The organism is Acinetobacter tandoii, assembly GCF_008867985.1.
Taxonomy (GTDB): domain Bacteria; phylum Pseudomonadota; class Gammaproteobacteria; order Pseudomonadales; family Moraxellaceae; genus Acinetobacter; species Acinetobacter tandoii.
Map to the genome: position 1 here is coordinate 1 of NZ_VXLD01000003.1, position 18,672 is coordinate 18,672.

Here is an 18,672-nt window from a genome sequence, read left to right on the forward strand (position 1 = left end):
TATGGTTTATAAGCTCAATTTATAATCAAAATTCGCATTTTAAGTTATTTTTTAAGCATAAAAGGTACGGTATTCATCAAATCATCGAGTATTTTTTCATCTTGATTTTTTTCTTGCCACTTTAATGCCCGACAATCCACATATTCACAATAGCCTGCTTCACCGTATTCTTCTCGAGCTTTGATTTTAATTTGATATTTAAAACTCCCTACATAACCCGCAGCCAATCCAAATTTAAAATCTCCTCGGCTTTGCGCTTGTATTTGAATGACATCGCCAGTTTTATTTTGATAGTTCCATTCAAACTCTCTTGGTAAATACATGGCTTGTCCATTTGGAGTTACTACTTTGGGATAGACTCGATGTACTTTGAACTGTACTTGTTCATCAAAAAGTTCTGTGCGTTCAACATTGGCATATTTAAGATAAATACGAGATTGTACAATTCGATTAAAGTGATCTCGTGTTTGCGCCATCAACACTTGATCACCATTGTTGAGTTGAATAATTTGATAAGTAAAAAATGCCAACGGAAGGTAAGGAAACTGGACTGCACGCGCAAACTCGAATACGCCATGCTGTGCAATCGAAAAAATTTGTTCTTTATAAGCAATACGCCCCTCAAAAAAACACCGTGTAGACCAATGTTCTCCAAGTCCCAGACGCATTTTATTAAAGTAGCTGACTTGCGTCGTAGTCTGAACAGAAAGTTGACAACTTAATTCATCATCATCACGTTGGATTTGGAAGTTTGGTAAATTTCCTAAAATTTGCTCATGATTTGAAAACTGCCACAAGCTTTTGGAAAAATGACAATCTCGTTGCATGGCATAACTGTGCAATTGCCCCACCATGTGTGGACTGCTACTACACAAAATAGTTGCCGTATCTATTGCAGTGCTATGAATTGCACTCTCATTGCGTAACATCGGCGCATGTGCTGCCCCCATCAATCCAATAAAATTAAAGTAATGCAGGGGTGCTGGAAGATTTGGCAGAATAATGCCGAAATAGACAAACGTATATTGACGTGTAGGGATATGAAAGTTTAAGTGTGACTTTTTCGGAGCCAGATTCAATTGTTTGGAACGATCTAAAAAATCTTGAAACAATTGCATAACCTAGCTCCTCATCACAATTATCTCATGTTTAGCTCGCAGTCTGTTTACGAGCTAGAAAGGTAGTGACAAAACCAGAAAGTGCATAAATGATTGAAATCACTAATATGCCTACAGGAATATTGTAAGTCATCGCAGCCAGAATAAATACCGCGATTGGTAATACCGCAAATGGGACTCGCTTACGGTCGACCGTTTTAAATGAGTAATATTTGATATTAGAAATCATCAACAGCCCAACTGCTACAATAATGGCAGCATTGACAATCTGAATACCTAACTCATTTAGATCAAAAATATTAGGAAAGTCACGACCAACCCAAACCATTGAAATAATCATAACAGCAGCTAATGGGCTGGCGACTCCAATAAAGTATCGCTTATCGACGACACCGATTTGCACATTAAATCGAGCAAGACGAAATGCAGCACAAGCTGTGTAGATAAAACAACAAGCTAACCCAATACGCCCCAAGTCATGCAAACTCCAGCTATACATAAGGATAGCGGGCGCAACACCGAAAGCCAACAAATCGGAAAGCGAGTCAAACTGCTCTCCGAATGCACTTTGTGCTCCAATTGCACGTGCAACACGACCATCTAAACCATCAAACAATGCTGCAATAAAAATGGCATAAATAGCTTGAGTAAATTCACCATTCATACTGGCAATAATGGAATAAAAACCCGAGAGTAATGCTGCTGTGGTAATTAAATTCGGCCACAGATAGATACCACGACGTTTGACCTTTTGCCCTTCTTGAGTATGCTCCTCTTCAACAACTTCGAAGGTAATCCCATCGTAGTCATGGTCTGGAGCATGTAACTCACCTTCGGGTTTAGAGCTATTTGTCATTCTTTTATGTCCTAATCTGCAACCTAATTTATTTTATCTAAGGCAATTATTCGCCAACTAACCAACGTACTGCGGCATGACCGCCATTTTCTTGCATACGTAAATGCGGGAACAACCATTGTAGTGCTTCGTCAGCATCTTCAGAGAACTTCCATGGTGGATTGATGACCAATAAACCGCAACCATTTAAGCCCACTGGGGTGTCATCTGGCCATACACATACTTCACAAACCAGCTGACGGCGAATACCTGTTTTAAACATTTTTTTCTCAAAACGTTCAATCATGGCACGATCTTTAATCGGGTACCAAACTGCAAAGATACCTGTTGGCCATTTTTTATAAGCTGCAACCAAAAGCTCAACCAATTGTGGGAAATCTTTGCGTTCTAATTCATATGGTGGATCAATCATAACCAAACCACGTTTTTCTTTCGGTGGAATTACACCAAGCAACCCTTCATAGGCATCGCGTTCATGCAAACCTGCACGTTTGTCATGAATGTTATGGCGTAATTGTTGAAATACATCACGCTGCATTTCAAAAATGGTCGCTTTATCAATATCGCGCATACCTTCCAGTGCAAACCATGGTGAACCGGGATATGCACCTTTACCAAAATTCCCACGCATTTTTTCAACAATTTTTAAATATTGTTGAACGCCTTCTGGCGCAGTACGTTTAACTGAATCATCCAATTTAACTAAACGGTGAATACCATTTAAAAACTCACCTGATTTTTGTGCTTCTGAGGAAGATAAGTCATATTTACCCGCACCACCATGCGTATCAACATAGCGATATGGTTTATCTTTTGCATTGAGTCGAGTCAAAAGCTGTAGTAATAAAACATGCTTCATGACATCGGCAAAGTTGCCTGCATGGAAATGGTGACGGTAATTCATTTCTATTTAATTCCTAAAATCAATGGATATTTTAGCATGAAAAATAGTTTCATTCCGACGGATATGTTGTTCTAGAATAAAGCAGTTCAGTTTTCTAGTTTTGAGTTGTGCTTCTATGCTTGTTTCCAAGCTTCCTGCATCGTGGAATATCAATCAAGTTCTCGATGATCTTGACCAACATGGTTTTGCACTGATTGATCACGCCTATCCTGCTGACTATGTGACCAACTTAGTCAATGAATGTACCACTCACTTAAATCAGTTTCGTGAAGCTGCCATTCAAAATGGTGTAGTCAGTAAAATTCGTAGTGATCATATTTTATGGATTCATCCAGAATTAGCAGTGGTTCAACACCATGTTGCAACCCTATCGCTTTTATCTGAACAATTGAATCAAGCCTTTTATCTAGGCATTCGTGAAGTTGAAGCGCATTTTGCTTGTTACCATGCAGGTGAGTTTTATGCGTTACATCGAGACAATCCACAACAGAAAAATGATCGTGTTGTTTCAACAGTTTATTATTTACATAAGCAATGGCAAGATGATTGGGGTGGGCAACTTCGACTTCAGGATAAAAATGGTGAGTGGCATATTATCCAGCCTCAACCGAATCGAATTGCCCTGTTTCAGAGTGATCTTCTGCATGAAGTCATAGAAGCCAAACAACAACGTCTTTCAATTACTGCTTGGTTAAGAAGTGGTAATAGCATTTGGTAGACCTTTAAATCTTTCTAAACGACCTTATATAAATGGCTTAACTTGAGAGGACTGCACGAATGCTAAAAGATGCAAAGCAAATTATTGCGCGAATTGGCGAGACTGACCAAATATATTTGGAAGGCAACACACCCGATTTAGCACTAGAACGTGCAGACTTACGTTTGGCATTGGTAACCTTAAGTCGTGTACGTCAAGAGCAGATTCACTTTTTACAAGAAGCGATTGTATTGCTTGAACAAGGTCGTATTGAATTTGAAGAAATGCCACTACGCACCTATTTAAATTTGTCCTTGCATTTAGCGAAGGCTTATATGCTGTACTTTGAAATTACCAAAGAACAGCGCTTTGCTTTAATTACTCAGCAAATTTTAAAGCCTTTAACTGTACATGAGCATGGTGATGTCTATTTCTTCCTCGCCTACGCCAGCGCATGTAAAAATGATACTGCCCTGAGCCGCCATTGGTTAAAGAAATATAGTCAAACCTCCGAATTTGATGCGTTCTTGTTACAGCAACATGCTGCATTTGCACCTTATCATGAAGCACTCTGGTTCATACAACTTACCCAACAAAAACCACATTAAATATCAAAAGCTGTATTTAAAAAGCGCCCTTCTTGGCGCTTTTTTATTGTAGAGAGTGGACATGCATACAAGTAGCTTGAGGTTTTAAGCCGTTTGTAATTTATAAGCATCCATATGCAGTTGCTGGTTGAGTTCATCAATCCAGATCGCCCAATCATCATCTTGTACCAAATGACTAATGAGAAAATCACGTTGTGAGCGATTCCAGAATGGTGCTTCATGCAAAGATAAATGTGCTGGCAGTTGATGTGTACGGACATATAGCTCTATTGCAGCCAGACTGTTCGCCAGACCTAATTGTGAAAACAGTAGCTCTAAGGATGGATTATTTTTCATTCTTCCCCGCCCCTTATCAATTCATCTGTAATTTATTATTTACTTAAGTTATAAGAATTCTGTAGGCAAAAAAAGAGGCTGTGGCGATTTTGTTGTAGCTTTTTGTGAACTACAGGAAAGCACGACAGCCTGTATCTATTTGTTATTAACCTGAGAAATTCATGCCTCCAACATCTTCATGTAATTGCTCATTTAAAGTATCAATCACAATCGCCCATTCATCATCTTTATCCCAGTGGCTATGTAAAAATTCACGCTGTGCTTCTGTCCAAAAACTGGCTTGATGCAGTTCAACGCCTGCAGCCAATTGATGCTCACGTATAAATTGATCGATATCACTTTCACTGGCGTTTAAACCTAACTGTTCAAATAGCAGTTCTAAGGTGGGTTGTACATCAAACATCATTCTGTCCTCGCATCCTTGTTCTCTTTTCAAGGTAACTGAATAACATCACAAAATCATTCTGTATATTTTTTCAGCATGTTATTTTTTGTTGGTTCTATTCATCCATAAAAAAAGCACCCCTAAATGGAGTGCTTTTTTAACTTAATCATTAAAGATTAAATTAGTTCACCATGTCAGCAACTGCTGCACGTTCTTCTTCTAACTCATTTAGAGTGAAGTTGATACGCTCACGGCTGAATTCATCGATTTCAAGACCTTGAACGATTTTGTATTCGCCATTTTCAGTTGTTACAGGGAAACCGAACATTACACCTTCAGGGATACCATAAGAACCGTCAGAAGGAATACCCATTGTTACCCATTTGCCGTTTGTGCCAAGAGCCCAATCGCGCATGTGGTCGATTGCAGCATTCGCAGCAGATGCAGCAGAAGATAAACCACGTGCTTCGATGATCGCAGCGCCACGTTTACCTACTGTTGGAAGGAATACATCTTTGTTCCAAGCTGCATCGTTGATTTTGTCTTTTAAGCTTTCGCCGTTTACAGTTGCAAAACGGTAGTCAGCATACATTGTTGGAGAGTGGTTACCCCAAACTGTCATGTTTTCGATGTCAGAAACTGCAACACCCGCTTTTTGCGCAAGTTGAGTTAACGCACGGTTGTGGTCAAGACGTAACATTGCTGTGAAGTTTTTCGCTGGAAGATCTGGAGCAGATTTCATTGCGATGTAAGCGTTAGTGTTTGCAGGGTTACCTACAACCAATACTTTAACGTCACGGCTAGCAACTTCGTTAAGTGCTTGACCTTGACCAATAAAGATTTCGCCGTTCACTTTTAACAAGTCAGCACGTTCCATACCAGGACCACGTGGACGTGAACCAACCAATAACGCGTAGTCAGCATCTTTGAATGCAACTTTAGGATCATCAGTACCGATCATGCCAGCCAATAATGGGAAAGCACAGTCATCTAATTCCATCATTACGCCTTTAAGCGCAGCTTGAGCTTTCTCAAATGGAACTTCTAACAATTGCAAAATAACGGGTTGGTCTTTACCAAGCATTTCACCGCTAGCGATACGGAATAATAAGCTGTAACCGATTTGACCAGCTGCGCCAGTAACGGCAACGCGAACAGGTTGCTTCATGTAATTATCTCCAATTGAGGATCGTTAATATGATTAAACGGGTCTGTCCGTTTTCATCGAATTATCATAAACGGCAAAGATTGTACTCCAATCCTCAAGCATATGCATAAAAAAGAGCATGAATTTCAACAAAAGTCTGATAGGAAATATAAATCGCCAGTCATAAAAAACTTAGTATGACCCTTTAATTGTGATCTGACTTGGGCAATTTCCAACAACGGCAGTAGAGCATTGTTTATATTGCCCATTGGTTTTATAGCAAACATTGACTTTGGTTAGATAGTTTTCACCACGATAACTCTGGCATCCCAACTGTATTCCATTACTTGGCAAAGTTGGGTTTAAACGCAAAAACTGTAATTTGATTTGATTCTGAGGCAAAGTCCGCGTTTCTGGGCTTGATAGTTCCGCTGGAATCTTTAAACGTTCTGCATAATTAATAATGGTACGGAAATACTGACTCGCTCCCATCGGTACACAACCACCAATAGACTGCCAGAGCTGAACGCGGGCATTTTCATCTGGCATGACTCTAGCTACGACTTTGGCTTGTAATGGTGACAAGTTTGCTGAAGATGAGGTTTCACATTCTCGCTGTGCTGTTTCAGGCAATAGTCCGAGAATATTTAGCGAATACCCCTCTAAACATTTACGGCGTTTATTGCGTTGACTGTCCATCATACATGCAGCAGGTGTCATTTGGATTTCCATGACATAGCCATGTGGTGCAACTGAAGAAGCGGCACGGGTGATTTGTGTACAAACAGCCAGACCTAAGCCACCTATGATTAGGCAGGATACTTTAATCTGAATGTTTTCAACTACATCAAACCACATGAATACTCGCCCTTCTCATGCTGCTTACACAATAAATTTATGGCGTACCACGATAAGGAATAACCTGCATACGATTTCCAATAGACTGTGCTCCCTGCCCCAACAAGACCCCATAATGCGTGGCATTGGTCATGACTTGTTTGACATAGTCTCGAGTTTCGTTTAAAGGAATGGTTTCGGTATATTGATCTGCAGCCAGTGGTCGATCATCAGGTTGCCAACGACGCGCCCGATTCGGTCCAGCATTATATCCTGCAGTCGCCAACACTGGGTTACTGCTTAATTGGCTATTAATCATCGACAAATAAAACGTTCCATAACGAATATTGGTATTCATATCCGATAACGCGGCAGGATTATAAGTTTCCCCCATTTGCTTGGCAACCAATCTCGCTGTATCTGGCATGATCTGCATTAAACCACCTGCTCCAACATGTGATCGAGCACTCGAAACAAAACGACTTTCCTGACGCATTAAGCCATATGCCCATGCTGGGTCAATTCCTGCATTTTGGCTATGGCTAACTACATAACTTTGATGAGGCATCGCATAACGATAGGCATAATTGTGCTTATTCTCGGTACGATCTGCTGCATAAATGGCACGATCATACCAGCCCATATCAGTTGCACGTTTCGCTGCTGCCAACAATAGACCATCATCATGTTTTAAATAGGCTTGACGCACCGCCCAGTTCCATTCACGGTTCACATAGCTATCAGGTGCATTGACATTACGTAAAGCAAAAGCCCGATTAAAGTGAATATCTTGACTTAAACGCTGCACGTCACTTTTACTTGGCTGTACATTATTCGGAATCGTACTGTATCGTTGCCCCACATGGTCTTTGGCCAGTAAATTATGATACTGATCACCTTGAGCCAATTTGCGGAAAATTTCCTGCGCGCTACGTTTTGCATGTGCATCATTACGCTGTTCATAAGCGCGAGCTAACCAATATTGCCAACGGTCTTCTTGTTTTTGATTGACACTCATGGCATCAATGGCACGAATCAGACTTTCCCAAGCACTAAAACGGATGGCTTGACGCGCATAGATTTCTGCTTCTTCTGGACTAAATGGCAAGCCGTAACTGGCATCCAAATTATTTAACACTTCACGTTTGAAGTTATTTTTCATTACAGTCGTACCACCAATATAACCGACTGCACGATACAAAGCTTTTTGTATAGCTTCTGGTGTTCCCTGCGCAGCACGCTGTACAGATGAAATTGCTGCATCCAAATCACTGTCTGCCATGCGTCCCATTGCAAAGATTAAATACGCATGGTCTTCTGCGGTTGCTTTAGGCGCAGACCAGACATAATTCAATGGATCGGCTTGAATCTTGTTCAACTGTGCAAGACTTAAATTCAACCCCAAGGTTTGTGCTGTGGCAATAGCTTGTCCAGATTGACCCGCACGTAACAAGCTCCATAAGCGTTGTTGCTTATCTTGCTGAGTCATTAAAGGACTTGATAGCATTTGTCGAGCTAAACCTGTACAGGATTCAGGTTGAGAATTTGTCGTTAGCCAAACATCTTTGTATTCTGCAAAAACTAAACTATCCCCTGTTTTCGCCCGCACTTGTGCAACTGCACAACTTTCTGCCTGATCTGGATTGGTCACATAAGGTAAAACAGGCTGTGCTGTACTAAAGTCGGCTTGCTTCACTTTTTCTTCTACATAATCGGCGGCTAATTTTTCTGCCATTGCAGATTGAGGATAACGGCGAGCAAAATTAATAATATTGTTTGCTGGCTGAAAGCCCAAATTGGCGTTTAAAGCCCAATATTCTGGGTAATAGCCCAATACATCATTTTGCATGGACATTTGATATTGTTGTAATAATTCAGTATTGCCAGAATTGGCCGCTTGCAAAGCATCATTAAATTGTTCATCTGCTGCATAGGCATGACCCAATATGCCCATTGAAGCCACACTCCATGCAAGTACGTGATAATAATTTTTTTTATGTATCCACCGATTTAACATATGTGCGCCTTCATCCTTTATTTTAACCTATTCGACCCAATCTCAATATAAACACTTCGTTCATGCAGCTAGTTTAGAATATTCTCCAACCACTCTGTTGTTGTGTTATGTAACCTTCTGATAAGACAATATTAATTTTCAAACATTTTTGCTTCATAAATCAATATTTTTGCTTCGATATTTAAAGCTGACCGTTTTTCTGTAAATCCTGCTAAAATATGCGCCTTCCTTATATTGCTCTCGTGTTTAGTCGTGTTTCTGCGCTCGCCACTGTCGATTTTTATCGCCAACGCATCACGCAGATACAGTTTTTACACGTTTCTCCGTTTTATCCTGTTAGGAGCCTACATGACGGTTCAAACCTTCATCCCGAATGGTGCCAACGCTGCCTCAGAAAACACTGTTACCCAGCCACAGCACACCCCAGCCACCGATGGATCAGTTAAAAAACTGTATATCGAAACGCAAGGGTGTCAGATGAATGAGTATGACAGTCACCGTATGGCAGACTTACTTGGCGACTCACACGGCTATGTACTGACTCAAGATCCGAAAGAAGCGGATATTCTATTGATGAATACCTGCTCTATTCGTGAAAAAGCACAAGAAAAAGTGTTTTCCGAGTTGGGTCGCTGGCGCAAGCTGAAAGATAAAAATCCTGACCTAATTATTGGTGTAGGTGGTTGTGTTGCTTCTCAAGAAGGCGACAACATTCAAAAACGTGCCAATTATGTCGACATGATTTTTGGTCCACAAACTTTGCACCGTTTGCCACAAATGCTTGATCAGCATTTCGAACAAATCGAAAAACCCAAGAAAGAAAAAATCAAACTGGTGGATATTTCTTTCCCTGACATTGAAAAATTCGACTTTTTACCTGAACCGCGTGTAGAAGGTTACAAGGCTTTTGTTTCAATTATGGAAGGTTGTTCAAAATATTGTTCATTCTGTGTGGTGCCTTACACCCGTGGTGAAGAAGTTTCACGTCCACTTGATGATGTTTTAGCAGAAATTGCCACCTTAGCCGAAAAAGGCGTACGAGAAATTTCTTTGCTCGGTCAAAATGTGAATGGTTACCGCGGTGAAACTTTCGAAGGTAATATCTGTACTTTTGCAGACTTGTTACGTCTTGTTGCAGAAATTCCAGGTATTGGCCGTTTGCGTTATACCACCTCACATCCGCTTGAGTTTAACGATGATTTGATTCAATGCTACCGTGACTTACCACAAATGGTATCGCATCTGCATTTGCCCGTACAAAGTGGTTCAAACGATGTACTGCAAGCAATGAAACGTAACCACACCATTGATGTCTATATCGACAAAATTGCTAAGTTACGTAAAGTGCGTCCTGATATGCATTTATCAAGTGACTTCATTATCGGCTTCCCAGGCGAAACTGATGCTCATTTTGAAGAAACTTATCAATTTATCAAAGATATGGACTTCGACCATTCTTATAGTTTCGTGTATTCAAAACGTCCAGGTACACCTGCATCTGACCTTGAAGATACGACTCCTGAAGAGGTGAAAAAAGAGCGCTTAGCCAAGGTTCAAAAGTGGATTAAGCAATCTAGTATTGAAAAGACCGATGCCATGCTCGGCACCATTCAACGGGTTTTAATCGAGAAAGTTTCGGATAAAGATCCAAACTTATTGATTGGTACGGCAGATAACACCCGTTACGTGAGCTTTATTGGTGATGCAACATGGGTTGGACGTTTCGCAGAAATCGAAATTACCGAAATTAAAACTTTGAATTTTGTTTATGGTGAACTCTTGAATCTTGAGCCTGACGTGGCGTAATGTAAGGGTATAGATTCAAGCTACCATAAAGGAACTCTCTTGACTGCAGCGATTCGACGTACAGTAACTTTTCCTGGTATTTCAATGGAGCGTTTAAAGAGCATGCTCGGTGCTTATAACGGTCACTTGAAACAAATTGAACAACGTCTAGATGTCCAAATTTCCCATCGAGGTGATTATTTCTACATCGATGGGGAGATTGATGCAGTCGAAAGAGCCGAGACACTCTTGCAACGTCTGCATGAAGAAGCTGAAACCTCTCAACAAATTACTGCCGAAGTCATCCACATGATGATTCAAGGCAGTCAAACTGACCGTGAAATTCAAGAAGACTTTTCTGATAATGGCCACACAGGTTTAGAGGACGTTTATCTACAAACCCGTAAAGGTCGGATTAATCCACGCGGTGCAAACCAACGACGCTATGTTCAGCGAATTCTGCAAAGCGATATTTCATTTGGTATTGGCCCTGCGGGGACAGGTAAAACCTATCTTGCCGTTGCTGCCGCAGTCGACATGTTAGAACGCAATGAAATCCAACGAATTTTACTGGTGCGTCCTGCGGTTGAAGCAGGTGAAAAACTCGGTTTCCTACCGGGTGACTTAAGCCAGAAAATCGATCCATACCTCCGCCCTTTATATGATGCCTTGTATGAAATGCTCGGTTTTGAAAAAGTGGCTAAACTGATTGAACGTCAAGTGATTGAAGTCGCTCCACTGGCCTACATGCGTGGTCGTACCTTAAATCATTCTTTCGTGATTCTGGATGAAGCGCAAAACACTACACCTGAACAAATGAAGATGTTCCTGACCCGTTTAGGCTTTGGTTCACGTGCGGTGATTACGGGTGATGTCACGCAAGTCGATTTACCACGTGGTCAGCAGTCAGGTCTTGCACATGCACTACGTGTCATTGAAAATGTGAAAGAAATTCACATCACCCGCTTCCATTCACGTGATGTGGTCCGTCATCAACTGGTACAAAAAATCGTAGAAGCTTACGAAGGTTGGGATAGCGAACAACAACGCCTGAGTGCCGAAGCACGTGCAGAACGTAAAGCGCGTCAAGAAGCCTTAATTGCTGAAAATGATGCTGCTGCGGATGCACAAGATTAACCGCTTTAAGGATTCATTTTGAAACTTAGTCTTTCTCTACAACAGTCGTTTCAGTCCCCAGCGTTGGTACTGAAACGCGCTTATCTCAAAAAAATCGTAGAAACCAGCTTACGCCATATCGATACACAAAGTGACTGTGAAATAGGTATTGCCTGTGTCGATAATGATGAAAGCCATAAATTGAATTTGGAATACCGCGGTAAAGATAAACCCACCAATGTCTTATCTTTTCCAAGCGACCTACCTGATGAAATGGCTCAAATTCTTGATTCATTTCCGATTGGTGATTTAGTCATTTGTATTCCTGTTGTGCTTTTAGAAGCACAGGAGCAAAACAAAACCCCACTCGCACATTTCACGCACATGCTCGTGCATGGTACTTTGCACTTAATGGGCTACGACCATGAAACCTCTGAAGCAGATGCCGAAGAAATGGAAGCTCTAGAAATAGAAATATTGGCGAAACTGGGTTTTGACAATCCCTATTTAGAACAAGCATAGATCCTAAAATGCGAGCTTCGGCTCGCTTTTTTATGTCAACAATAATGACAAATATCAATTAGCGAAGACAGGACAACCATGAAGTACGTAGTCATTTTTAAAGCCAAAATTAAAACCCTAGATGAACAATATTCTCAAACAGCGCAGTTGTTACGCGAAAAAGCACTGAGTCAGTTTAATTGTCAAAAGTTTGAAGCCATTTCCGAGCAAGACTTTGAAATTGCATTGTCTTACTGGAACAGCTTGGCAGACATTCAAGCATGGCATCACGATGCCGAACATCAAGTGGCACAGCAATTAGGTAAAGAACAATGGTATCAATCCTTTAGTGTAGAAATTTGTAAGATTGAACGCCACTATACCCATTCAGTCCATTCAATTTAATGGACTTCAAACTCGGCTTCCGCAGGGTCAAAACGCCATGTTCGGACAATGCGTAACTCGGAGATATCTTTCATATTACGGTCAAATCCAGTAAATGGTGCCGCTTTACGTACCGATGCTTTCGCGGCTTCATCAAGTAAGTCATGTCCAGAGCTTTCAATTAAACGAATGGCCCGAATCCCACCATTACGGTTCAGAATGACCATCAAACGAACTTCACCTGCCAACCGCTGTTGTTTTGCTTGATCTGGATAATAACGGTTGCCGTAAAATTCAACTTTCTGTCTAAATTTTTCTAAATATGCCGCTGTAACGTCTTGCTTGGCTTGAATACCATCGACCGTTTTAATTTTCTGTTGGCGGCTAAAATTCTGTTGACGCTGTAAATATTGTGCTTCCAGACTTGCTACCATGGCGGCTTTGGCTTGGAACTGACTGTTTAATTCATCCATCGCCTTTTTCCGACGAGTTTGTTCAGCCTGCTTTTGCCAACTCAGCGTGGTCATCAAGACTTTTTCTTCAAAATTCAGTTCACGCTTTTGTTGGGTCTTTTGCAGGGTTTCCATCTGCTTTTCACCCGCACTTTGCTCCAGCATGGGTGCTGGCATGTCACTCGACATTCGATGTGCTTCGCGGAATGTTCCTGAACCTTTCTGATCTGCTTGTGCCAGAAAATCAGCTTGTTCAACCTTCTGTTCGCTTGGTCGTAACGTCACTGCAATTTCCTTCACCGCCGCATCCTGTTGTGTGGGTGCAGCAAATTCAATAGCTAAAACAGCGAGGTGTAAAGCCAGCGCAAAACCCACCGCAGTTGTAAAAATCGGGTCTTTCCACCACGTGCGCAATAAAGGCGTATAATTTATTTTATTCAGGATCATAACTAACCGACAAACTGCCTTCCCCACACTGCATATACAGTAAAATTTTGACTTGGTTGCTATTATGTTGATAAAACCCAAAGTTCATCAATACAACAGAATCACTGCCTTAAAATACTGAAAATGGTGCAATTAATTTTGCTAAACTGCAAGATTGAATTTTTGTATTTTAAATACAATTCAGCAAAATTAATCAAAAGCCAGTAGATTCACTTGCTAGGATGCCTTTATGCAAACGCTACTTTCCAATATTTCTAAACGGCTACATCAAGTGTACCAAAAAGCAGAAGGCTTTATTGAAGATGAACGTGAATTTCCACTTTCACAAGTCTTTTTAAATGCGACTTTCCAACGCTTTGTCACAGACAATGTGAAAATGCTAAAAGATTTGCATGCCGACCTACATGATGACTGGTTACGTTTATATGCCACTTTAGAGTTTAAAGGGATTTATACCACCCTTTCTGTAGATCTAAAGCTGGTACAAATGGAAATGAATAGAGACATTCAACTGATTGTATTCGAGCAAATTAGCGATACGCAGGTCATAGAAGCTAAATTTCAAAATGTGTTCCATAAACTTGGTTTTAATGCTGCGATCTATTTCTATCAAAAAATTCTAAATAAAGATCCTTTAGGCATGATTCTTGAAAAATTGAATGTGATTAAGGTAAAAGATGATTTATTACATCTAGATTTGAATCGCTGGCTAGGTAAAAAACGCTCGATTCTGGATACACTCAATAAAGTACATGTTAATCATGCGGTTTTGCGTGAAGCCGAATTGGTGGTTTTAGGTAATGTGAATTTAGCCGCCTTATTTGGCAAAATGACTGAAGATGAAATTGAAGATTGGGCACATGAAGGCATTCCTGAAAACCAAGTCACACCTATTAAACAAAAGCGTAAATAGGGACAAATTTCATGTCTAAGTTGGCGCGAAATACCAAGAAAAAATGCTACAGGAAAGATACACTTTGCACAAAAAAGCAGATTTTATCTTCATAATACATGGGCATAATAAACGGGTGTAATTTTACACTGCACTTATTTTAAACTTCACAGGAACACTTTCACTAATGGCTAAAAATGTTTTGAAAACAATAGCAATGACGACAGGTATTGCCTCTACATTGTTATTTACTGGCTTTTCCAGCCAAGCATTCGCCATGAGTCCCTTCCAAGCAAGTTATCAATTTAACTACAATGGCAAGAACATGGGCTCGGCAACTCGTACCTTAAGCAAATCAGGAAATACCTGGACCTATGTTTTTGCAGCCAAAGCTGGGGCAATTGCCTCTGCATCTGAAACCAGTCGCTTTGGTTTCAATGCGGGCAAAATTAATTCCAATAGCTTCAGTCGAACCAGCAAAATTTTGGTGCACAATAACACCATGAACATCAACTTCAATCCAAGCGCCAAAACCATTAACACTAAAAAAGATGATAAAGCGCGTTCATTTGCTTGGAAAGCTGGTGTACTGGATGAGCTAAATGCCGAATTACAAATCCGTGAGGACTTGAAAGGTGTCGGTATGAAATCGTCTTATTTGATTGCTGACGCCAAAGAAGTCGAATCTCGCCAGTTTGTTAAGCAAGGTTCTGAAAAAGTTAAAACCTCTTATGGGACCTTCGATACAGTTAAAGTAGTGATGAAACATGATAAGCCAGGCCGCGATACGACTTTCTGGTTAGCTCCTAAATTGGATTATCTTCCAGTGAAAGTGACCCATCAGGATGGAAAGTCATCTTACGGTCTACTGTTAACTGGATATAAAGGCCCCACTAATTAGACCATTTAGTCAATTTTACTTGCATTTTTTCAGGTGCTTTTTAAAATACGCTTTTGCTTGAAAAAGCACCTGCCCCCGAGGATTCTCCCGTGCATGCACTAGAACAGAAAATCTTAGCAGAAGGTATCGTTCTCTCTGATCAAGTTCTGAAAGTCGATTCTTTCTTAAACCACCAAATTGACCCAGTTATGATGCAACAGATTGGTCAAGAGTTTGCGCGTCTATTTAAAGATGCGGGGATCACCAAAATCATCACAATTGAAGCATCAGGTATTGCACCTGCTGTTATGGCTGGTTTAGAACTCGGCGTGCCTGTCATTTTTGCACGTAAATATCAGTCTTTAACTTTAAAAGATGATTTGTACCGCTCAAAAGTCTTCTCTTTTACCAAGCAAATTGAAAGCACCATTGCAATTTCAAATAAACACATCAGCTCTACTGATAAAGTATTGGTGATTGATGACTTCTTGGCGAATGGTCAAGCTGCTTTAGGTCTTGCTGATTTGATTCACCAAGCCCAAGCTGAAGTTGTAGGTATTGGTATTGTGATTGAAAAATCATTCCAGCCTGGTCGTGCATTGTTATTGGAAAAAGGTTACCGTGTTGAATCTTTGGCACGGGTAAAATCGTTAACCAATGGTACAGTTGAGTTTGAACGCGACTAAGTGCAAATACTGTATTTAAAGAGCGCTTAAGCGCTCTTTTTTATTTTGTCAGACCGAGTCAGTACATACTAAAGTACTTTACCCTAAACAATTTGATTTATTAAATAAACAGAAACTATGCTTTGTATATAAATACATATATTTCAGATATCTGAAAATTGAATTCGTGCTTTAAATCCGACTAGAGAACAACTAATTTGGTCAACACTTCAATTCCAATCAAAAAATCGCTTAAACTGACCGCTGGACTTAGAGAAACATCCCACGATGAACAACAAAAAGATGGTTGAACGGATATACCCACCAAATCAATTAACTCCACTGAATGAACACGATTACATTCAACTTCCAATCAATTTCATTCATGATCTTGCACAAGCAGATTGCCTACAGAGTCTTTTAGATAAAATCGCGTTCTGGATTTCACAGATCTTTCAAGCTGAACGTACGAGTATTACCCTATATGATCGGGCTCATTTTCTTAAACTGTATTCCATATCAGGTAATCAGGCGATTCCGCTTGAATTTAAAGTTCCCATTCAACAGACATTTGTTGGACGTGTTTTTAGTACCGCTACACTTCGAATTTGCGATGATGTCACCTTATTTGAAGAATTAGATTGCCATATGTTGGCTCAAAATGGCATGGGGTCATGCATGGATGCGCCTTTAATGCATAAGGGGAAATGCTTAGGTACATTAAATGTTGCCGACCGAGCCAAGTTTCATTACACAAAGCAACAAGCCATATTATTACAATGCTTAGCAAACTGGATTGGACTAAACATTAAGTTGCACCTACAGGTGCAAGAAATGCAAAAACTCACTTCTACCGATGAATTGACTGGTACTTTTAACCGACGTATGTTTACTCAGCAAAGCAACCATCACATGCTGCTGTTTTTTAATACCCAGACCCCTTTTAGTATGGGTATCCTCGATATTGATCACTTCAAAACTTTAAATGATTTTTATGGTCATCAAGCTGGAGACTATGTGCTTCAGCAAATGTGTGAACACATTCAATCTCATTTAAATGAGCATGATTTTCTTGCACGAATTGGGGGGGAGCAATTTGCCATTATTTTTCCTACCCATGCTGTAAAAGATGCAGTAAATCGATTTAAACAAATACGTACTGCCATCGAAGATATGAAACTTCCATATCAAGAAGAAATCATCTGTTTTACCGTCAGTATTGGGGTAGCCGAAGCACATATCACAGACTTGAATGCAGAAACCGTCTTCAAACGTGCGGATAAAGCGTTATATCAAGCTAAACTGGCAGGACGTAATCGAGTCCACTTCGATGTGCCTACTCTTAGCATATAAGTTTAAATACAAAACCAAATGCTCTTATACTTGCTTCATATTTTCTTCATTATTAATTATAGAAGAGCGCTGTGCTTACAACTCAATTAAACACATTGCCGTTCTTTTTCGCTAGAATTCACCTTAGATTTACAGACTTAGTAAATTCATACAAGTCACAGCAGCACATGGTGGTTCTGCTAAAACGTGAATCTTGACGAAAATTGCTGTATCTCGTGATTGAGTTTACGGCACGCAAAGGCAAATCATCTATGGAAAATACGATTCTCTGTCCTAAATGTGGTTCCAGTGACGTTGAAAAACGTGACCATGACCAACACCTGAAAAAAGCCAGTGGAATTTTACTCGGTTCAGCAGGCGTTGCAGCAGGAACTGTCGGTGGTGCTGCAACTGGAGCCTCAACAGGCGCTGCTATTGGCGCTGTAGCTGGCCCTTTGGGTGTTATTGTAGGCGGTACAGTAGGTACTTTTATTGGTGGAATTAGTGTCGGGATTACAGGGGGCTTTCTAGGCAACTATTTTGGCAAAAAAGCAGGTGTCGTGATTGATAAGAATATTTTTCTCGATTACAAATGTTCAAAATGTCATTATCGCTTTAAGCAAAAAATTGAGAACACTTAAGCGATTACTCACTAGGCTTTAAAAGCAAAAGGTCAACATTCTGATGATGCTGACCTTTCAAATTAAACTTGCGTCGTCTGTAGTTTTTGTACGATAGAGGCTAAACGGCGTCCTTGTTCAGTACAGAGTACTTTTTCATCTTGACTCAATTGCTGATCATGGCGTGGACCACTCACATGACTCGCACCATAAGGTGTTCCACCTGTTTTAGTATTCGATAATGCAGCCTGCGCATTAGTTAACCCCATCACCATCATCCCATGATGGAATAATGGAGGAAGCATCGTCAACAGTGTACTTTCCTGTCCGCCATGCATAGAACCCGAAGCCGTGAAAACACAGGCGGGTTTATCGTGTAAAGCACCATTTAGCCATAAACTGGTGGTCTGATCCCAAAAATATTTCATTTCTGATGCCATATTGCCAAACCGCGTTGGTGAACCTAAAGCCAAACCCGAACAATACTGTAAATCCTCCAAAGTACAGTAAATATCTCCTTCAGCAGGAATGCTTGCTGCTGCCTCCGTCACCACTGTAGCCAAATTGGGAACAGTACGAATCTTGACGGCTATCCCTGTCGACTCGACACCATTGGCAATCAAATGCGCCATTTCTTTAGTTGAGCCATATTTGCTGTAATATAAAACAAGGACATAAGGTTGCATGACATTT

21 protein-coding genes are annotated in these 18,672 nt (G+C 40.5%); 11 read left to right on the top strand and 10 right to left on the bottom strand.

What is annotated here, in order from left to right:
* Positions 1-44: 44 nt before the first annotated feature.
* The 3 genes from F4W09_RS06005 to F4W09_RS06015 are packed head-to-tail and all read right to left on the bottom strand — an operon-like array spanning position 45 to position 2,878.
* Positions 45-1,118, bottom strand: a complete 1,074-nt coding sequence (locus tag F4W09_RS06005) for a DUF6670 family protein (protein ID WP_151504326.1) — start codon at positions 1,116-1,118, stop codon at positions 45-47.
* Between the two features lie 31 nt (positions 1,119-1,149).
* Complete coding sequence (pssA, locus tag F4W09_RS06010; RefSeq protein ID WP_016168542.1) at positions 1,150-1,974, bottom strand: CDP-diacylglycerol--serine O-phosphatidyltransferase; 825 nt, start codon at positions 1,972-1,974, stop codon at positions 1,150-1,152.
* A 46-nt stretch (positions 1,975-2,020) separates the two neighbouring features.
* Entirely contained in the window at positions 2,021-2,878 is an 858-nt protein-coding gene (locus tag F4W09_RS06015) for a 23S rRNA (adenine(2030)-N(6))-methyltransferase RlmJ (RefSeq protein WP_016168543.1), read from the bottom strand.
* 115 nt (positions 2,879-2,993) lie between these two features.
* Between F4W09_RS06015 and F4W09_RS06020 the strand changes: the two genes are divergently transcribed.
* Positions 2,994-3,596 (top strand): 2OG-Fe(II) oxygenase, encoded by a 603-nt coding sequence (locus tag F4W09_RS06020; protein ID WP_151504327.1) that lies wholly within the window; start codon positions 2,994-2,996, stop codon positions 3,594-3,596.
* Positions 3,597-3,655: 59 nt separating this feature from the next.
* Positions 3,656-4,183: a hypothetical protein gene (locus F4W09_RS06025; protein ID WP_016168545.1), complete on the top strand. Its 528-nt coding sequence runs from the start codon at positions 3,656-3,658 to the stop codon at positions 4,181-4,183.
* 84 nt (positions 4,184-4,267) lie between these two features.
* Here the strand turns inward: F4W09_RS06025 and F4W09_RS06030 are convergent, their stop codons facing one another.
* The 5 genes from F4W09_RS06030 to F4W09_RS06050 form a co-directional block, all read right to left on the bottom strand.
* Positions 4,268-4,519, bottom strand: a complete 252-nt coding sequence (locus F4W09_RS06030; protein ID WP_016168546.1) for a DUF2789 family protein — start codon at positions 4,517-4,519, stop codon at positions 4,268-4,270.
* A gap of 145 nt (positions 4,520-4,664) precedes the next feature.
* Positions 4,665-4,922 carry a DUF2789 family protein gene (locus F4W09_RS06035; RefSeq protein WP_026441153.1) on the bottom strand — a complete coding sequence of 86 codons (258 nt, stop codon included), beginning with the start codon at positions 4,920-4,922 and terminating at the stop codon, positions 4,665-4,667.
* A 163-nt stretch (positions 4,923-5,085) separates the two neighbouring features.
* Positions 5,086-6,072, bottom strand: coding sequence for a malate dehydrogenase (locus F4W09_RS06040; RefSeq protein ID WP_016168548.1), 987 nt, complete (start codon positions 6,070-6,072; stop codon positions 5,086-5,088).
* A gap of 171 nt (positions 6,073-6,243) precedes the next feature.
* Positions 6,244-6,909, bottom strand: coding sequence for a ribonuclease T2 family protein (locus F4W09_RS06045; protein ID WP_171492404.1), 666 nt, complete (start codon positions 6,907-6,909; stop codon positions 6,244-6,246).
* Positions 6,910-6,946: 37 nt separating this feature from the next.
* Positions 6,947-8,842 (bottom strand): lytic transglycosylase domain-containing protein, encoded by a 1,896-nt coding sequence (locus F4W09_RS06050; RefSeq protein WP_418655083.1) that lies wholly within the window; start codon positions 8,840-8,842, stop codon positions 6,947-6,949.
* Positions 8,843-9,253: 411 nt separating this feature from the next.
* On the opposite strand from F4W09_RS06050, the gene miaB reads away from it, so the two are divergent.
* From miaB to F4W09_RS06070, 4 genes are all read left to right on the top strand, one after another.
* On the top strand, positions 9,254-10,711 hold the full coding sequence (gene miaB / locus F4W09_RS06055) for a tRNA (N6-isopentenyl adenosine(37)-C2)-methylthiotransferase MiaB (protein ID WP_044739151.1): 1,458 nt from the start codon (positions 9,254-9,256) through the stop codon (positions 10,709-10,711).
* Positions 10,712-10,750: 39 nt separating this feature from the next.
* Complete coding sequence (locus F4W09_RS06060) at positions 10,751-11,827, top strand: PhoH family protein (RefSeq protein ID WP_151504329.1); 1,077 nt, start codon at positions 10,751-10,753, stop codon at positions 11,825-11,827.
* Positions 11,828-11,845: 18 nt separating this feature from the next.
* The gene (ybeY, locus tag F4W09_RS06065) at positions 11,846-12,328 is read left to right on the top strand and encodes an rRNA maturation RNase YbeY (protein WP_104441436.1); all 483 of its coding nucleotides are present in this window, start codon (positions 11,846-11,848) and stop codon (positions 12,326-12,328) included.
* 78 nt (positions 12,329-12,406) lie between these two features.
* A complete protein-coding gene (locus tag F4W09_RS06070; RefSeq protein WP_104441435.1) occupies positions 12,407-12,712 on the top strand; it encodes an antibiotic biosynthesis monooxygenase family protein in 306 nt (101 codons plus the stop codon).
* On the opposite strand, the gene F4W09_RS06075 is transcribed toward F4W09_RS06070, so the two are convergent.
* Positions 12,709-13,590, bottom strand: coding sequence for an energy transducer TonB (locus F4W09_RS06075; RefSeq protein WP_016168555.1), 882 nt, complete (start codon positions 13,588-13,590; stop codon positions 12,709-12,711). The genes F4W09_RS06070 and F4W09_RS06075 overlap by 4 nt on opposite strands.
* Positions 13,591-13,819: 229 nt before the next feature.
* Between F4W09_RS06075 and F4W09_RS06080 the strand changes: the two genes are divergently transcribed.
* The 5 genes from F4W09_RS06080 (at position 13,820) to F4W09_RS06100 (ending at position 18,000) form a co-directional block, all read left to right on the top strand.
* Positions 13,820-14,503 carry a hypothetical protein gene (locus tag F4W09_RS06080; RefSeq protein ID WP_151504330.1) on the top strand — a complete coding sequence of 228 codons (684 nt, stop codon included), beginning with the start codon at positions 13,820-13,822 and terminating at the stop codon, positions 14,501-14,503.
* A gap of 166 nt (positions 14,504-14,669) precedes the next feature.
* Positions 14,670-15,383: a DUF3108 domain-containing protein gene (locus tag F4W09_RS06085; RefSeq protein WP_016168557.1), complete on the top strand. Its 714-nt coding sequence runs from the start codon at positions 14,670-14,672 to the stop codon at positions 15,381-15,383.
* 89 nt (positions 15,384-15,472) lie between these two features.
* On the top strand, positions 15,473-16,048 hold the full coding sequence (locus tag F4W09_RS06090) for a xanthine phosphoribosyltransferase (RefSeq protein ID WP_044739148.1): 576 nt from the start codon (positions 15,473-15,475) through the stop codon (positions 16,046-16,048).
* Positions 16,049-16,315: 267 nt separating this feature from the next.
* Positions 16,316-17,380, top strand: coding sequence for a sensor domain-containing diguanylate cyclase (locus F4W09_RS06095; RefSeq protein WP_104441432.1), 1,065 nt, complete (start codon positions 16,316-16,318; stop codon positions 17,378-17,380).
* A 251-nt stretch (positions 17,381-17,631) separates the two neighbouring features.
* The gene (locus F4W09_RS06100) at positions 17,632-18,000 is read left to right on the top strand and encodes a hypothetical protein (RefSeq protein ID WP_044739147.1); all 369 of its coding nucleotides are present in this window, start codon (positions 17,632-17,634) and stop codon (positions 17,998-18,000) included.
* Between the two features lie 62 nt (positions 18,001-18,062).
* Here the strand turns inward: F4W09_RS06100 and wrbA are convergent, their stop codons facing one another.
* Positions 18,063-18,665, bottom strand: coding sequence for an NAD(P)H:quinone oxidoreductase (wrbA, locus tag F4W09_RS06105; protein ID WP_151504331.1), 603 nt, complete (start codon positions 18,663-18,665; stop codon positions 18,063-18,065).
* Positions 18,666-18,672 lie beyond the last annotated feature (7 nt).

What these genes read in the sequence shown, in the direction of transcription:
- F4W09_RS06100 (WP_044739147.1), top strand. Translation starts at nt 17,632, where the DNA reads ATGGAAAATACGATTCTCTGTCCTAAATGTGGTTCCAGTGACGTTGAA.
- F4W09_RS06095 (WP_104441432.1), top strand. Translation starts at nt 16,316, where the DNA reads ATGAACAACAAAAAGATGGTTGAACGGATATACCCACCAAATCAATTA.
- F4W09_RS06025 (WP_016168545.1), top strand. Translation starts at nt 3,656, where the DNA reads ATGCTAAAAGATGCAAAGCAAATTATTGCGCGAATTGGCGAGACTGAC.
- miaB (WP_044739151.1), top strand. Translation starts at nt 9,254, where the DNA reads ATGACGGTTCAAACCTTCATCCCGAATGGTGCCAACGCTGCCTCAGAA.
- F4W09_RS06080 (WP_151504330.1), top strand. Translation starts at nt 13,820, where the DNA reads ATGCAAACGCTACTTTCCAATATTTCTAAACGGCTACATCAAGTGTAC.
- F4W09_RS06020 (WP_151504327.1), top strand. Translation starts at nt 2,994, where the DNA reads ATGCTTGTTTCCAAGCTTCCTGCATCGTGGAATATCAATCAAGTTCTC.
- F4W09_RS06045 (WP_171492404.1), bottom strand. Translation starts at nt 6,909, where the DNA reads ATGTGGTTTGATGTAGTTGAAAACATTCAGATTAAAGTATCCTGCCTA.
- pssA (WP_016168542.1), bottom strand. Translation starts at nt 1,974, where the DNA reads ATGACAAATAGCTCTAAACCCGAAGGTGAGTTACATGCTCCAGACCAT.
- F4W09_RS06050 (WP_418655083.1), bottom strand. Translation starts at nt 8,842, where the DNA reads ATGGGCATATTGGGTCATGCCTATGCAGCAGATGAACAATTTAATGAT.
- F4W09_RS06015 (WP_016168543.1), bottom strand. Translation starts at nt 2,878, where the DNA reads ATGAATTACCGTCACCATTTCCATGCAGGCAACTTTGCCGATGTCATG.
- wrbA (WP_151504331.1), bottom strand. Translation starts at nt 18,665, where the DNA reads ATGCAACCTTATGTCCTTGTTTTATATTACAGCAAATATGGCTCAACT.
- F4W09_RS06040 (WP_016168548.1), bottom strand. Translation starts at nt 6,072, where the DNA reads ATGAAGCAACCTGTTCGCGTTGCCGTTACTGGCGCAGCTGGTCAAATC.
- F4W09_RS06035 (WP_026441153.1), bottom strand. Translation starts at nt 4,922, where the DNA reads ATGTTTGATGTACAACCCACCTTAGAACTGCTATTTGAACAGTTAGGT.
- F4W09_RS06085 (WP_016168557.1), top strand. Translation starts at nt 14,670, where the DNA reads ATGGCTAAAAATGTTTTGAAAACAATAGCAATGACGACAGGTATTGCC.
- F4W09_RS06030 (WP_016168546.1), bottom strand. Translation starts at nt 4,519, where the DNA reads ATGAAAAATAATCCATCCTTAGAGCTACTGTTTTCACAATTAGGTCTG.
- F4W09_RS06070 (WP_104441435.1), top strand. Translation starts at nt 12,407, where the DNA reads ATGAAGTACGTAGTCATTTTTAAAGCCAAAATTAAAACCCTAGATGAA.
- F4W09_RS06005 (WP_151504326.1), bottom strand. Translation starts at nt 1,118, where the DNA reads ATGCAATTGTTTCAAGATTTTTTAGATCGTTCCAAACAATTGAATCTG.
- F4W09_RS06075 (WP_016168555.1), bottom strand. Translation starts at nt 13,590, where the DNA reads ATGATCCTGAATAAAATAAATTATACGCCTTTATTGCGCACGTGGTGG.